Annotated in this window: 13 protein-coding genes; all 13 read left to right on the top strand. The window is 41.9% G+C overall.

Going from position 1 to position 14,332, the window contains the following annotated elements:
* Positions 1 to 131: 131 nt before the first annotated feature.
* The 13 genes from GFB48_RS11715 (at position 132) to rlmB (ending at position 14,274) form a co-directional block, all read left to right on the top strand.
* Positions 132 to 608: a GNAT family N-acetyltransferase gene (locus GFB48_RS11715; protein ID WP_240464865.1), complete on the top strand. Its 477-nt coding sequence runs from the start codon at positions 132 to 134 to the stop codon at positions 606 to 608.
* Positions 609 to 619: 11 nt separating this feature from the next.
* Positions 620 to 1,087, top strand: a complete 468-nt coding sequence (gene tsaE / locus GFB48_RS11710; protein WP_163935738.1) for a tRNA (adenosine(37)-N6)-threonylcarbamoyltransferase complex ATPase subunit type 1 TsaE — start codon at positions 620 to 622, stop codon at positions 1,085 to 1,087.
* Positions 1,074 to 2,396 (top strand): N-acetylmuramoyl-L-alanine amidase, encoded by a 1,323-nt coding sequence (locus GFB48_RS11705; RefSeq protein ID WP_163935711.1) that lies wholly within the window; start codon positions 1,074 to 1,076, stop codon positions 2,394 to 2,396. The genes tsaE and GFB48_RS11705 overlap by 14 nt, the downstream gene beginning before the upstream one ends.
* Positions 2,396 to 4,165 carry a DNA mismatch repair endonuclease MutL gene (gene mutL, locus GFB48_RS11700; RefSeq protein WP_163935709.1) on the top strand — a complete coding sequence of 590 codons (1,770 nt, stop codon included), beginning with the start codon at positions 2,396 to 2,398 and terminating at the stop codon, positions 4,163 to 4,165. Before GFB48_RS11705 ends, mutL begins: the two co-directional genes overlap by 1 nt.
* The gene (gene miaA, locus GFB48_RS11695) at positions 4,162 to 5,082 is read left to right on the top strand and encodes a tRNA (adenosine(37)-N6)-dimethylallyltransferase MiaA (RefSeq protein ID WP_163935707.1); all 921 of its coding nucleotides are present in this window, start codon (positions 4,162 to 4,164) and stop codon (positions 5,080 to 5,082) included. Before mutL ends, miaA begins: the two co-directional genes overlap by 4 nt.
* Before the next feature lie 83 nt (positions 5,083 to 5,165).
* A complete protein-coding gene (gene hfq / locus GFB48_RS11690) occupies positions 5,166 to 5,465 on the top strand; it encodes an RNA chaperone Hfq (RefSeq protein WP_205597730.1) in 300 nt (99 codons plus the stop codon).
* A 35-nt stretch (positions 5,466 to 5,500) separates the two neighbouring features.
* On the top strand, positions 5,501 to 6,787 hold the full coding sequence (gene hflX / locus GFB48_RS11685; protein WP_163935705.1) for a ribosome rescue GTPase HflX: 1,287 nt from the start codon (positions 5,501 to 5,503) through the stop codon (positions 6,785 to 6,787).
* 49 nt (positions 6,788 to 6,836) lie between these two features.
* Positions 6,837 to 7,955, top strand: coding sequence for an FtsH protease activity modulator HflK (hflK, locus tag GFB48_RS11680; protein WP_163935703.1), 1,119 nt, complete (start codon positions 6,837 to 6,839; stop codon positions 7,953 to 7,955).
* Positions 7,956 to 7,957: 2 nt separating this feature from the next.
* Complete coding sequence (hflC, locus tag GFB48_RS11675; RefSeq protein WP_163935701.1) at positions 7,958 to 8,836, top strand: protease modulator HflC; 879 nt, start codon at positions 7,958 to 7,960, stop codon at positions 8,834 to 8,836.
* Between the two features lie 226 nt (positions 8,837 to 9,062).
* Positions 9,063 to 10,358: an adenylosuccinate synthase gene (locus GFB48_RS11670; protein ID WP_163935699.1), complete on the top strand. Its 1,296-nt coding sequence runs from the start codon at positions 9,063 to 9,065 to the stop codon at positions 10,356 to 10,358.
* Positions 10,359 to 10,480: 122 nt separating this feature from the next.
* Positions 10,481 to 11,077 carry a tetratricopeptide repeat protein gene (locus GFB48_RS11665; RefSeq protein ID WP_163935696.1) on the top strand — a complete coding sequence of 199 codons (597 nt, stop codon included), beginning with the start codon at positions 10,481 to 10,483 and terminating at the stop codon, positions 11,075 to 11,077.
* 113 nt (positions 11,078 to 11,190) lie between these two features.
* A complete protein-coding gene (gene rnr / locus GFB48_RS11660) occupies positions 11,191 to 13,539 on the top strand; it encodes a ribonuclease R (protein WP_205597729.1) in 2,349 nt (782 codons plus the stop codon).
* Positions 13,540 to 14,274 (top strand): 23S rRNA (guanosine(2251)-2'-O)-methyltransferase RlmB, encoded by a 735-nt coding sequence (gene rlmB, locus GFB48_RS17585; protein WP_205597728.1) that lies wholly within the window; start codon positions 13,540 to 13,542, stop codon positions 14,272 to 14,274.
* The last annotated feature ends 58 nt before the right edge of the window (positions 14,275 to 14,332 follow it).

The following is a 14,332-nucleotide window of genomic DNA, read 5'->3' as shown; positions in this document are numbered from 1 at the left end:
GAGGTCACGAGTTCGAACCTCGTTACTCGCTCCAATTCTTATCTTAAAAATCAAATTTTTATTGCGTCAAGATAAATAGCCTTTAACATTACAGGGTCCTTTTGTTCCTTAATGTTTTCGTGGGTGATCTTTTGTCTATTTCTATTACACCTATTCAAAATAAAGATAATCAGTCTATGGCGATGATCATTCGTCAGGTGCTAACCGAATTTGGCGCGAATAAACCCGGATTTGCTTGGCAAGATCCTGAATTGGATAATTTAACTGAGGCTTATCAACATCCTAAAATGATGTATTTAGTGGTCCATGACGGTGATAAGCTAATCGGTGGTGCTGGTATTGGCTTTTTGCCTTTAGATGGTTATTGTGAATTGCAAAAAATGTATTTTTTAGAGCACTACCGGGGCCGTGGAATAGCTTCAGCGTTACTGGATAAATTGCTGAGTTTTGCAAAAGCTCAAGGTTATCGTTTTTGTTATCTAGAAACCCTCGCATCTATGCAGGCTGCAGGTAAGTTATATCGAAAAGTAGGCTTTCAAGAATTACCTCAACCTTTATTAGATACTGGCCACAATGGCTGTGATACATTTATGAAAAAGTCATTATGAAAGAAATAATTATGCAGCAATTACAGATTCAACTTATCGATGAGCAAGCGACTGTAGAGTTAGGTCATAAATTAGCTAAGGTGGTTGCCGCACCCGCAGTTATTTATTTACAAGGGGAACTTGGTGCAGGTAAAACGACTCTAAGTCGTGGCATTATTCGTGGCTTTGGTCATCAAGGTAATGTGAAAAGTCCAACCTATACTTTAGTTGAGCCTTATGAGCTAGCGGATAAGCAAATTTTTCATTTCGATTTATATCGCTTAGCTGACCCTGAAGAACTTGAGTATATGGGGATCCGTGACTACTTCAATGAACAAAGTATTTGTTTGATTGAATGGCCGAGCCAAGGTGAGGGTTTCATTAATGATGCCGACTTAAAAATACAGCTCAATTATCATGATAAACAGAGAGTTGCAGTTATTAATGGGCTAACTGAGCGTGGACAAAAGTTTTTACAGCAATTAAATGATGATGCTTAATAGATTATTTTTATTGATGGTTGTTGGTGCTGCTTTGTTATTCCATAGTGAATTAGCAGCCAATCAAGTTGATGGCATTAGGGTGTGGGGTGGTCCAGATTCTACCCGAGTGGTGATCGATCTAAAAGAAAAGCCTTCTTTTAATTATTTTCAATTGCACAAGCCAGAACGTCTTGTGGTTGACTTGATTGCCACTAAAAATTTAGTTGCCCTAGACAAAATTGAACATGAAAGTAAGCATATTTCTAAAATTAGAACCAGTAAGCCGAAAGTTAGTGAAGATTTTCGCTTGGTATTTGAATTGGCATTAACTGCTAATACCAAGATATTTACCCTACCACCTACAGCGCCATATGGGCACAGACTCGTCATTGATATTGGCAGCGTAACAAGCAGCAATAAAGTGGTGGCGGCGTCGGCACCTGATGAAAACCGCGATATTGTCATTGCGGTTGATGCGGGTCATGGCGGAGAAGACCCTGGCTCCATTGGTCCTAGCGGGCTTTATGAAAAGCGAGTCACGCTCGGGATTGCCAAAAACTTAGTGAGTTTGTTTAACCAAACCAAAGGGTTAAAAGGTGTACTGATTCGCAGTGGAGATTACTATATTGACCTAAATGGTCGAAGTGTTAGGGCTAGAAAACAGAAAGCAGATTTATTGCTGTCGATTCATGCGGATGCGTTTACCTCCCCGAAACCTAGGGGAGCATCAGTTTGGCTTTTGTCCAGTCGCAGAGCTAATACCGAATTGGGACGTTTATTTGAAGACAAAGAAAAGCACTCAGAGTTGCTAGGGGGAGCTGCAGAAGTCATAGAAAGTTCAGATTCAGAAGGCTATTTATTGCAAACCATTTTAGATATGAATATGAACAATTCTAGGGCGGTAAGTGCCGAGGTTGGCCAAAGACTGCATAATGCTATGGCGAAAGTCGCTAAAATGCATAAGAAAAAGCCTCAATACGCTTCTTTTGGGGTTTTAAAGTCATCAGATATACCGAGTATTTTAGTGGAAACTGGGTTCATTTCTAACCCTAATGAAGAAAAGCTTTTGAAATCTGGTTGGTATCAGAAAAAGTTAGCCAAAGCACTGCATGGTGCGGTGGTGGGCTATTACAGGGAGTTTCCTCCAGCGGGCACTTATTTGGCGAATAACACTAGTCTTATCCATAAGGTGGCTCGAGGAGAATCATTGAGTGTGATCGCCAGTCGTTATGGTGTTAGTGTGGCGCAAATCAAGAAGGCCAATAACCTTAAATCTAACCTGGTTAAAATAAACCAGAGTTTGCAAATCCCAAGGAAAGCTTCTTAATGATCCGTATTTTGTCACAACAATTAGCCAATCAAATTGCTGCTGGTGAGGTAGTAGAGCGGCCGGCATCAATTGTTAAAGAGTTAGTTGAAAATAGTATTGATGCAGGCGCAACACGGATCGATATTGATATTGCCCGGGGAGGCTCGAAAAGAATAAGAGTCAAGGATAATGGCAAAGGGATCCCTGAAGATCAGTTGCAGCTTGCTTTAGCTCGGCATGCAACGAGTAAGATTAATGCACTTGATGACTTAGACAAAATTGCCAGCTTTGGGTTTCGAGGTGAGGCTTTAGCCAGTATTAGCTCAGTATCTCGATTAACATTAAGTTCTAGGACTGCTGAACAGACTCAAGCATGGCAGGCGATAGCCGAAGGCCGAGATATGCAGGTTAAAATTCAGCCTTGTGCCCATCCAGTCGGAACCACTATTGACGTTGTTGACTTGTTTTTTAATACGCCAGCGAGAAGACGCTTTTTAAAAAGTGAAAAAACAGAATTTACCCATATTGATGATTGGTTAAAGCGGGCAGCATTTGCTAAGCAAGATGTTCATTTCACCCTGCGCCATAATGATAAAATTATTCGTCAATATCGGCCGGCTTTGGACCCCAAACAGCAACTACAAAGATTGACCCAAGTATGCGGTAAAGCTTTTGCAGATAATGCTTTAGCGATTGATTGCGATCACCATGATTTACATCTGAGTGGCTTTGTGGAAGCAACACCTTCAAGCACAAGCGTTAATCAGTTTTTTTATGTTAATGGCCGAGTTGTGCGTGATAAATTGCTCAATCATGGAATTAAACAAGCATTCAGTCAACGGGGCATTGAGGCCGCCTGTGGTTATGTTTTAGCTTTGCGTTTGCCGGCAGCTGAAGTTGACGTAAATGTTCATCCTGCTAAACATGAAGTGCGTTTTCATCAAGCTCGCATTGTGCATGATTTTATTGTTCAAGCACTCGTCTCAGTGTTAGAGCAACAGTCACAATTACCATCACCTGCAGAGCAATTTGATCCCGAAACAGGTGAGGTCTGGCAAGCTCCTGAAGCTGAGATATTGACACCGAGCTATATCACCCCTTTACAAACAAATTCGCCATCTGTCTCTGAAGATTTGACAACGGCTTATTCGGGGGGCCATAGAGAGCGAAATCCATATGCTGTTTCCCCAAGGGCCAAAGTAGAGCAATTAGATGTTGCTAAAGCTGAGGGATACCAGCAATTGATGCAGGCAAGCTATCAGGCTGAGATCCCCCAACCAAGTGTGCCGGTGTTAGCTAATCGTTTTTTTGTATTGGTGGATGAGGCAAAATTAAATTTATTAGCCATTGCTGATGTTGCAACTTGTGTTCATTATTATCAGTTACAACAACAATGGCCACAAGGAATTATTGGGCAACCATTATTGCTGCCTGTAAGAATGGTGGCAGAGCAAGCTTGGCTTGAGTTACTCGAGCAACATTCAAGCCTGTTAACTCAAGCAGGACTTGAAATGAGTCTCCATAATAACCATATCATCGTCAAGAAAGTGCCAAAGCTAATGAAATCAACCGATATAGTCCACGCTATAACTGAGTTGTTTGAACAGTTAGTTGAGCAACCTAAATTTGATTTCTGTCTGTGGTTAGCGAAGCTTAGCGTTACTATCGCAGACCCAGGACAACTTTGGCAACAATATAAAAATCTGCCAGAATCGATTCAACATGAGTGTGTGGCTAAGGCCAAACCATTACCTTGGCAACAATTAATTTTTGAGGCAGAGCATTGAATTCCAAGCCACAAGTTATTTGCTTAATGGGGCCAACAGCCTCAGGAAAAACAGCACTAGCCATTGAGTTAGCGCAGCAGTTTCCGTGCGATATTATTTCAGTCGATTCGGCATTGATATACAAAGAGATGGATATTGGCACAGCAAAACCTGATGCCCAGGAGTTGCAATTGGCGCCCCATGCATTGATTGATATTTTGGATCCAAAGGAAAGTTATTCAGCGGCAGATTTTCGCAAAGATGCTATTGAGTTGATTGAAAAAAGTCACGCAAAAGGCAGGATCCCTGTACTGGTCGGCGGCACAATGATGTATTTTAAGGCATTAATTGAAGGATTATCACCTTTGCCCGCAGCCGATGAGGAGATACGTCTACAAATAGCGAAAGAAGCAGAAAAGTTAGGTTGGGAAGTATTACATGGACATTTGTCCGAGATCGATCCAACAAGTGCTGCCAGAATACATCCTAATGACCCACAAAGACTTTCTCGAGCATTGGAAGTTTATCGAATATCGGGTAAAAGCCTGACAGAGTTGACAGCAACCAAGTCCGAGCCTTTACCCTATGAGTTCTTGCAATTTGCGATTGTGCCAGAAGACAGAAAAATTCTGCACCAGCGAATCGCTGAACGGTTTCAGTTAATGCTGGATCAGGGCTTTGTTGATGAGGTCAGAGCGCTAATGGCCAGAGGAGATCTTAATTTAGATATGCCATCTATGCGCTGTGTGGGTTATAGGCAGTGTTGGCAGTACTTAGAGGGTGAATTTGATGAGCAGCAGATGTTTGACAAGGGCGTCGCTGCTACTCGTCAATTAGCAAAAAGACAAATCACTTGGTTGCGTAGTTGGCCTGATTTAACTTGGTTAAATACTGGTGATAAGAAAAACTTATATCAAATAGTTAAATCAATTAACTAGCAAAATATTGACTGCTGTATAATACTTGTAATTGCAGCATTAAAAGTCTTTGTTATTAATACTAAAAATAAGGAATACAAGTTATGGCTAAGGGGCAATCTTTACAAGACCCATTTTTAAATGCATTACGCAGGGAACGTGTACCTGTGTCTATTTACCTCGTTAATGGTATTAAGCTACAGGGCCAGATTGAGTCTTTTGATCAGTTCGTGATCTTATTAAAAAATACCGTATCCCAGATGGTGTATAAACATGCTATCTCAACCGTTGTTCCATCACGTCCATTGCAAGTGGGTACTGCTCAGCCAAGTTCTGGACAGGCTTCATCACAACCGGTGGGTTATGGTTCACCAATGATGGATCCGGAATCAGGAAATCAATAATCTTTGTAAGATTTCCCTTTCTAGGAGAAAATTAATTGTTTGATCGTTATGAGGCAGGCGAAAGAGCTGTACTTGTCCATATCGATTTTCCCGATGAAACCAATCGTGAAGATCTACTTGAACTAGAGTTACTTGTGAGCTCTGCTGGTGCAAATGCATTAGAAGTGATTACTGCTAGCAGAAAAGCTCCGCATCCCAAATATTTTGTTGGTTCCGGCAAGGCAGCAGAGATTGCAGCAGTTGTTAGTGCTGTTGAAGCTGATGTAGTGATTTTTAATCATGCCTTATCCCCTGGACAAGAGCGTAATCTTGAAGCGTTATTCCATTGTCGAGTGTTAGACAGGACAACTTTGATTTTGGATATTTTTGCGCAAAGAGCCCGTACCCATGAAGGTAAATTGCAAGTTGAGCTTGCTCAGTTAAAGCACCTGTCAACGCGCTTAATTAGAGGTTGGACTCACCTTGAGCGTCAGAAAGGCGGTATTGGCCTAAGGGGACCTGGTGAAACTCAGCTTGAAACGGATAGAAGGCTTTTAAGAGAAAGAATAAAAAGTATTCAGGGTCGATTAACGAAAGTGTCGAAACAGCGACAACAAAGTCGACGCGCAAGAATGCGTAAAGAAGTGCCCACTTTGTCTTTAGTTGGTTATACCAATGCCGGTAAATCGACATTATTTAATCAAATTACAAATTCAGAAGTTTATGCTGCCGACCAGTTATTTGCCACGCTTGATCCGACCTTAAGAAGAGTCAAAATTAAAGATGTTGGTCCTTGTGTTTTAGCCGATACAGTAGGGTTTATTAGACATTTACCTCATGACCTTGTGGCTGCTTTTAAGTCCACTCTTCAAGAAACTCAAGAAGCAGATATTTTGTTGCATGTAGTCGATTGTGCTGACGACAATATGGGTGACAATATCGCTGCGGTAAATATCGTTCTTGATGAACTTGGTGCTGACCAACAACAATTGCTAATATGCAATAAGATTGACTTACATCCTGATACTCAGCCTAGAATTGACTATGATGATAAAGGTCAACCAATCAGGGTGTGGATATCGGCTCAGAAAAATCAAGGTTTAGAGCTGATAGAGCTAGCACTGAGCAAGTTACTTGGAAAATTAGTTTCAGAATTAACCCTGGTGCTGCCTCCTGAAAAAGGCAACTATCTGTCTTGGTTATTTGAATTAGAAGTGGTTGAACACCATAGCTACGATGAATTGGGCCAATGCGTCGTCGCAATACGTATAAACGATATTGATTGGCAGAGACTGCTAAAGCAGTCTGATGGCGAACTAGAACACTTTATCCAGGCAATGTAGACTGGTAAAGTAGTGAACATAATTCTTAATTAACTCGATGGAGTGTTAAATGGCTTGGAATGAGCCCGGTAATAAGGGCAATGACCCTTGGGGAAACGGTGGTAATGGTAAAAACCAAGGACCACCAGATATTGATGAAATTCTAAAGAATGTCGGTCAAAAATTTGGCGGTGGCAACAACGTCAGCGGCTTTGGCTTAATCGTAGGGCTGGTAGTTGCTCTGCTTATTTGGGTGATTTCTGGTTTTTATACTATCAATGAAGCCGAAAGAGGGGTCAGATTAACCTTCGGCCAATATAGTGGTCTAGTTGAGCCCGGTTTAAGCTGGAAAATGACTTTTGTAGAAGAAATTATTCCAGTAAACATTAACAACGTTTATTCAAAGCGCGCCCAAGGGCAGATGTTGACTGAAGATGAAAACGTAGTTGATGTTGAAATGGAAGTTCAATACAAGATCACTGACCCACGCCAGTACTTGTTCAGTGCAACCGATGCTAATGAAAGCCTTAGCGAAGCCATGGACAGTGCACTCCGTTATGTCATCGGTCATACCAAAATGGATGATATTTTGACTACGGGGCGTGAAAAAGTACGCCAAGATACGCGCGTGGAATTAGAGCGTATCATCGAACCTTATAACCTCGGCCTGATGATTTCTGATATCAACTTCTTACCAGCACGACCACCTGAGCAAGTTAAACAAGCTTTCGATGATGCGATTGCCGCTCAAGAAGATGAAGAGCGTTATGTTCAAGAGGCACAAGCCTACGCCCGTGAACGTGAGCCTATTGCTCGTGGCCAAGTAAAGCGTATGGAGCAAGAGGCGAATGCTTATAAAGAGCGTATTATCTTAGAAGCTATGGGTAAAGTTGCTAAGTTTGAGCAATTATTGCCTCAGTATAGAGCTGCCCCTGAGGTTACTCGTGAACGCCTATACATTGAAGCCATGGCTGAAGTTTTTGGTAATACTTCAAAGGTACTTATTGATAACAACAATAGTAACAACATGATGTACCTTCCTCTGGATAAATTAATCAATAAAGCTAACCCTAGTCAGTCTGTGGCGTCGCCTAGAGTCAACTACCCTGTACAAAATTCAGTAGCTGATCCGGTCAACCCTTATTCACAATCGCGTGAGTCTCGTACAGCTCGTCAAGGGAGAGATTAATAATGAATGTATTTAGATTAGTTATCCTTGGTGCGGTGCTTTTGCTCGCCATGAATAGTGTCTTTGTGGTTAATGAAGGTGAGCGTGCGGTTGTATCTCGCTTCAGTCAATTAGTGAAAGAAGGCGACCAAGTAAAGGTTTATGAGCCGGGTTTGCAGCTTAAAGCGCCTTTGGTAGATAAAGTGCGTTTTATGGATGCTCGAATTCAATCTTTGGATGGCAATCCTGATCGCTTTGTGACATCTGAGAAGAAAGATTTGATTGTTGATTCATATGTTAAATGGCGCATTTTAGACTTTGAAAAGTTTTATTTAACTACCAACGGTGGCAACCGTCTGATGGCTGCTTCACTACTTGAGTCAAAAATCAACAACGGCCTTCGCAGTGAGTTTGGTACCCGTACGATTAAAGAAATTGTATCGGGCAGTCGTGATGAGTTGCAACAAGAAGCACTGACAAGTGTTTCTGACAGTGCTTCTAGTTTGGGTATTGAAATTATTGATGTTCGAGTTAAGCAAATCAACTTACCTCGTGAAGTATCTGATTCAATTTTCCAGCGTATGCGAGCTGAACGTCAAGCCGTTGCCAAAGAGCACCGCTCAGAAGGTAAGGAAAAAGCTGAGGTCATTAAGGCCAATATTGATGCAACCATCACGGTAATGATTGCAGATGCACAGCGAAAAGCCTTAACGACTCGAGGTGATGGCGATGCCCAAGCTGCCAAAATCTATGCAGAAAGTTATACTAAAGATGCAGAGTTCTTTGCCTTCTTGCGTTCACTGGATGCTTATCAAAGCTCATTTGCATCCAAAGATGATGTACTTATTTTAGGTCCTGACAGTGAATTCTTCCGTTTCATGAAGGATAAGCAAGGTAAATAAATCTAAAATGTTTTAACAAAGCCCACCATTGGTGGGCTTTTTTATAGGTTGTTATTGGCTTTTTCTGTATAACTTTAAGGGCATGATAAACGTTCATAGCGTGTTGATTTGGCTATCAGCTGCAAGCTTTAAAAGTGAATTTAATGCACATTTTTTCATAAAGATTATGAAGATCTTGCAGAGATCTGCTAAACTCGCGCTTTAATATCGCAACAGAAAGCTGATCATGGGTAAAAATGTAGTTGTTCTCGGCACCCAGTGGGGTGACGAAGGTAAAGGTAAGGTTGTTGACCTTCTAACTGAAAACGCACAATACGTTGTTCGCTATCAAGGTGGCCACAATGCTGGACACACACTGGTTATTGATGGCGAGAAAACTGTTCTTCACCTGATCCCATCAGGTATCCTTCGTGATAACGTAAAATGCGTTATCGGAAATGGTGTTGTGCTAGCACCAGATGCACTGATGAAAGAGATGAACATGCTTAAAGAGCGTGGCATCCCAGTGGAAGAGCGTCTATTTATTTCTGAAGCTTGTCCGCTAATTTTACCATTCCATGTGGCTGTTGATATGGCTCGTGAGGCGGCTCGAGGTAAGAAAGCGATTGGCACAACTGGTCGTGGTATCGGCCCAGCTTATGAAGATAAAGTTGCTCGACGCGGTTTGCGTGTTGGTGATTTATTTAACCCTGAACTGTTCGCAGAGAAATTAAAAGAAGTTATGAAATATCATAACTTTATGCTGACAGAGTATTTTGGTGCTGAAGCGGTTGATTATCAGCAAACCCTTGATGATGCGCTAGCCTTAGCAGACACTTTAAAAGCCATGGTCATTGATGTGACTGAGACGCTGGATCAAGCTCGTAAAAATGGTGATTCAATTCTGTTTGAAGGCGCTCAAGGTACTCTTTTAGATATTGACCACGGAACCTACCCATATGTGACCTCTTCAAACACCACTGCTGGTGGCGTTGCAACAGGTTCTGGTTTTGGCCCATGCCACCTAGATTATGTATTGGGTATTACCAAAGCATATACGACTCGTGTTGGGGCGGGTCCATTCCCAACTGAATTAGATGATGAAATTGGTGAGCATCTTGGTGTTAAAGGCCATGAATTTGGTGCGACTACAGGCCGTAAGCGTCGTCCTGGTTGGTTAGATGCGGTAGCAATGCGTAGAGCGGTACAAATCAACTCTATTACGGGCCTATGTTTGACTAAGCTTGACGTACTTGATGGCCTTGAGAAAGTGGGTATCTGCGTGGGTTACAAATACCCAGATGGTCGTATTGAAGAAGTGCCACCAATGGCAGCAGAAGGTTACGAACAAGTTGAACCGGTATTTGAGTATATGCCTGGTTGGCAAGAAGAAACCTTTGGTGCCAAATCAATGGATGCGCTTCCACAAGCGGCATTAGACTACATCAAACGAGTAGAAGAATTATTAGGCACTCCAATTGATATTGTGTCGACTGGCCCAGACCGTAACGAAACAATGATTTTACGTCATCCTTTTGCGTAATCATTTCAGTTAATAAAAAGGCTGCTGGCTATAGCAGCCTTTTTTTTACCTTGATTTTTCCTAAAGATTATTCTTACCCTTGCCGATAATAAATAGTAATACCCGCAAAGGACCCTGCGAACATGCGCATCATATTTGTATTTCTGGCTATTTTTAGTTGTTACTCTTTTGCAGAAATGCGTCCAATTGAGATTTATAGTCATTCTCAACTGCTGCAATTAATAAGATCCGGTAAGGAGTTGCAGCAGGTACGCTTAGATGATTGTCAGCTAACTCGTGATATTGAGGCTAGGGCAAAGGTGATGCAACGTCCGCCATTTCAATATTTATACTCAAGAATGCTGTTAACAGGCACCTGCACCAATAAAAATGTTTTAATGGGTATAAAATTGATGAGTTCAGCAGCTGAGCAGGGTTTGCCAGAGGCAATGATCAAACTCGCCCACTATTATCGAGATAGTGATTTTGTCAGTAAAGATCCTTCTAAGAGTCGTATTTACATACGCTTGGCTTCTTCTTCAGGGTCGCTTGAGGCGCAATTGTTGTGGGCAAAATGGAGTTTACAAGACCAAGGCAAAGGCTGGCAGCAAGATTACCTCAATATTTATAAACTATTGAACCAACGCGTATTTAATTCGCAATCAGAAAAGCAGCAAGTTGACGCAGTGTTAAAGCAATTACGCCAAAATATCCCTACAGCTTTAGTTAGCGGCGGCTAGTAAGCTGAGATAGAAAAACATAAATTAATTAAAACAGTTATACTAAGGTTTAATTGGCTTTACAGATAACTTGTGAGGCTATTGCCTTTTAAAAATTAACTTCGGCCACTTGAATGAGCAAAGATCCCCACTTAGAACGTGAACAACAAAAATACGACAACCCTATCGCTTCTCGAGAGTACATTCTCGAATATTTACAATCCCAACCAGCGCCTTTATCCCGAGAACAAATTGGTGAGTTCTTCAAAATAGCAGATGAAGAACAGTGGGAGGGCCTGCGCCGCCGTCTAAGGGCGATGGAGCGAGACGGGCAGCTTGTTTATACCCGCAATCATAGCTATGGCCTGCCGGAGCGCATGGATTTAATTAAGGGTACCATTATTGGTCATCGGGATGGCTTCGGGTTTTTAAAGCAAGACAGTGGTGAAAAAGATCTTTTTATTAACCAGCGCCATATGCAAAAGTATTTCCATGGTGACAGAGTTTTGGCTCAAGCGGTTGGCTTTGCGAATAAAGGACGACAAGAATGCCGTATCATCAGACTTATTGATGAGCGTAAAGCCGCAATTGTCGGACGCTTCATGCTTGATGGGAAAATAGGCTTTGTTAAGGCTGATGATAAGCGTATTACACAAGATATCTTAATTGAGTCTGATCAGCGTAATGGTGCCCGCCATAATGATATTGTGGTCATTGAGCTGCTCCAAAGACCAACCCAATTTATGAGCGCTAAAGCTAAGGTTGTGGAGATCTTGGGTGAGCAACATGCTCCAGGTATGGAAATTGAAATCGCCCTTAGAAATCACGATTTACCCCATAACTGGAATGCCAGAATTGCCAAGTTATTGCGTCGTATTGGTTCTGAGGTCAGTGAACAAGATAAAGTCGGCAGAATAGATCTTCGACATTTACCATTAGTGACGATTGATGGTGAGGATGCCAGAGATTTTGATGATGCTGTTTACTGTGAACCTAATAAAAGTGGTGGTTGGCAACTTTGGGTAGCAATTGCTGATGTCAGTCATTATGTCAAAAAAGGATCAGCACTTGACGAGGAAGCCCTAGCGCGTGGAAATTCTGTTTATTTTCCCTCTCAGGTGATCCCGATGCTGCCGGAACAATTGTCTAATGGTTTATGCTCATTAAACCCTTTGGTTGATCGCTTATGCATGGTGGCAGAAATGACCGTTTCTGGCTCTGGAAAACTTACTGATTATAGGTTTTATCCAGCTCTGATGCACTCCCATGCTCGCCTCACTTATACTCAAGTTCATCAAGCATTAGAAGTGGGTCAATCTATAGATTTTGATAATGCTTTAATGCCCCACTTACAGGCATTGCAATCTTTATATTTAACCCTAGATCAGGCTCGAACTCAGCGTGGTGCTATTGGTTTTGAAACTGAGGAAACGATGTTTTTGTTTAATGAGCAAAAACGCATTGAATCAATCGTGCCTAGGACACGCAATCAGGCCCATAAGATTATTGAAGAGTGCATGATCATGGCTAACGTGGCGGCGGCCCAATTTGTCGAAAATCATAAAGCGGAAACGTTATATCGAGTTCATGACAGCCCATCCGAAGAGAAACTAACTAGCTATAAATCGTTTTTGGCAGAGCGAGGGTTAGTGCTAAATGGCGGTCTTGACCCCGCACCTAAGGACTATGCCGAGCTACTGGAAAAAGTAAAAGAGCGAGATGATGCTGAACTTATACAAGTGATGTTACTCCGTTCAATGCGTCAGGCGGTCTACAGTCCAGATAATGATGGTCATTTTGGATTAGCTTTAGACAGATACGCACACTTTACATCACCAATTAGACGCTATCCGGATTTGCAGCTTCATCGTACCATTCGGTATTTGTATGAAAAGCAGTTAGCACAGCAAAATGGGGCTGAACTTAGTGCCAATTGGACCAGCAGCGGAGGTTATTTATATGACGCAGATGAGCTCGATGAATTAGGCATTCAATGTTCGATGACAGAGCGTCGCGCTGATGAGGCCACACGTGATGTCAGCGATTGGCTAAAGTGTGAATACATGCAGGATCACGTAGGCCAAGATTTTGAAGCCAATATTGCTTCTATTACCAGTTTTGGTTTTTTTGCGAGATTAAAAGAATTATTCATTGATGGTTTGATTCATGTTTCTTCGCTAGCGGGTGATTATTATCACTTTGATGGTGCTAAACAAACCTTGCGTGGTGAAAACTCTAATCGTGTTTTCCGAATTGGTGATAAAATTATGGTAAGAGTGTTAGCGGTTAACTTGGATGATAGGCAAATCGATTTGGGGTTAGTCAATGAGGCTACAGGAGAGTTGGCTTCTAAATCCGTACCAAGAAAAGCTCAATCGAGTAATGATAAAAAGTTAACAACGGATCAAGGACGAGGCAGTAGAAGACATAAGCGTAAAGACTCGAGTGGTTCGATGCGTAAAAAGTTAAAGAGAAAGAAATAAATGAAAAAGCAAATTGTTTTTGGCTTGCATGCCATTGAAGCAATATTGACTCGTCAACCAGAGATAGTATTAGAACTTTGGACACTAAAAGGTCGAGCAGATGAGCGCTTAGAATCTGTGATCAACAAAGCACAGCAATTTGGCATTAAGCCACAAGTTTGTAATCGTAAGTTCTTAGATGAAAAGGCGAATAGTACTCAACATCAAGGCGTGGTTGCATGCATTACCGAGCAAGCATTGTTAAATGAGCATGACCTTGATTTACTTCTGAAGCAAAAACCCCAGCCACTATTATTGATCTTAGATGGGATCACAGATCCGCATAATTTAGGTGCTTGTTTAAGAAGTGCTGACGCGGCGGGAGTCGATGGTGTCATTGTACCTAAAGATAAATCTGTTGGGCTAACAGGAACTGTGCGCAAAGTGGCCTGCGGTGCGGCTGAAGTCGTCCCCCTATATAGTGTTACCAACTTAGCCCGTACAATGCGTCAACTGCAAGAGCAAAACATTTGGATTTTAGGGGCGGCAGGTGAAGCAAACTCGACTTTATATCAAGCTAACCTAAGGGGTGGCATTGCCATTGCAATGGGTGCTGAAGGAAAAGGTTTAAGGCGGTTGACTAAAGAGCATTGCGATACCTTAATCTCAATCCCAATGGCGGGTTTAGTCTCTAGCTTAAACGTATCAGTGGCAACAGGAATTTGCTTATTCGAAGCGGTAAGACAAAGGTCATAATTGCAGCGAAATCATGCTGAAGATATTTTACACAAAAGGGCTTTAAAGCCCTTTTTTT

Source organism: Paraferrimonas sp. SM1919, assembly GCF_010993985.1.
GTDB lineage: Bacteria > Pseudomonadota > Gammaproteobacteria > Enterobacterales > Shewanellaceae > SM1919.
The sequence above is the reverse complement of the archived record's forward strand: the minus strand, read 5'-3'. Positions and strand labels throughout refer to the sequence as shown.

Bases quoted from the DNA above. Each gene is read 5' to 3' on its own strand.
- GFB48_RS11670 (WP_163935699.1), top strand. From the start codon at position 9,063: ATGGGTAAAAATGTAGTTGTTCTCGGCACCCAGTGGGGTGACGAAGGT.
- GFB48_RS11665 (WP_163935696.1), top strand. From the start codon at position 10,481: ATGCGCATCATATTTGTATTTCTGGCTATTTTTAGTTGTTACTCTTTT.
- hflK (WP_163935703.1), top strand. From the start codon at position 6,837: ATGGCTTGGAATGAGCCCGGTAATAAGGGCAATGACCCTTGGGGAAAC.
- tsaE (WP_163935738.1), top strand. From the start codon at position 620: ATGCAGCAATTACAGATTCAACTTATCGATGAGCAAGCGACTGTAGAG.
- GFB48_RS11705 (WP_163935711.1), top strand. From the start codon at position 1,074: ATGATGATGCTTAATAGATTATTTTTATTGATGGTTGTTGGTGCTGCT.
- rnr (WP_205597729.1), top strand. From the start codon at position 11,191: ATGAGCAAAGATCCCCACTTAGAACGTGAACAACAAAAATACGACAAC.
- hfq (WP_205597730.1), top strand. From the start codon at position 5,166: ATGGCTAAGGGGCAATCTTTACAAGACCCATTTTTAAATGCATTACGC.
- rlmB (WP_205597728.1), top strand. From the start codon at position 13,540: ATGAAAAAGCAAATTGTTTTTGGCTTGCATGCCATTGAAGCAATATTG.
- hflC (WP_163935701.1), top strand. From the start codon at position 7,958: ATGAATGTATTTAGATTAGTTATCCTTGGTGCGGTGCTTTTGCTCGCC.
- mutL (WP_163935709.1), top strand. From the start codon at position 2,396: ATGATCCGTATTTTGTCACAACAATTAGCCAATCAAATTGCTGCTGGT.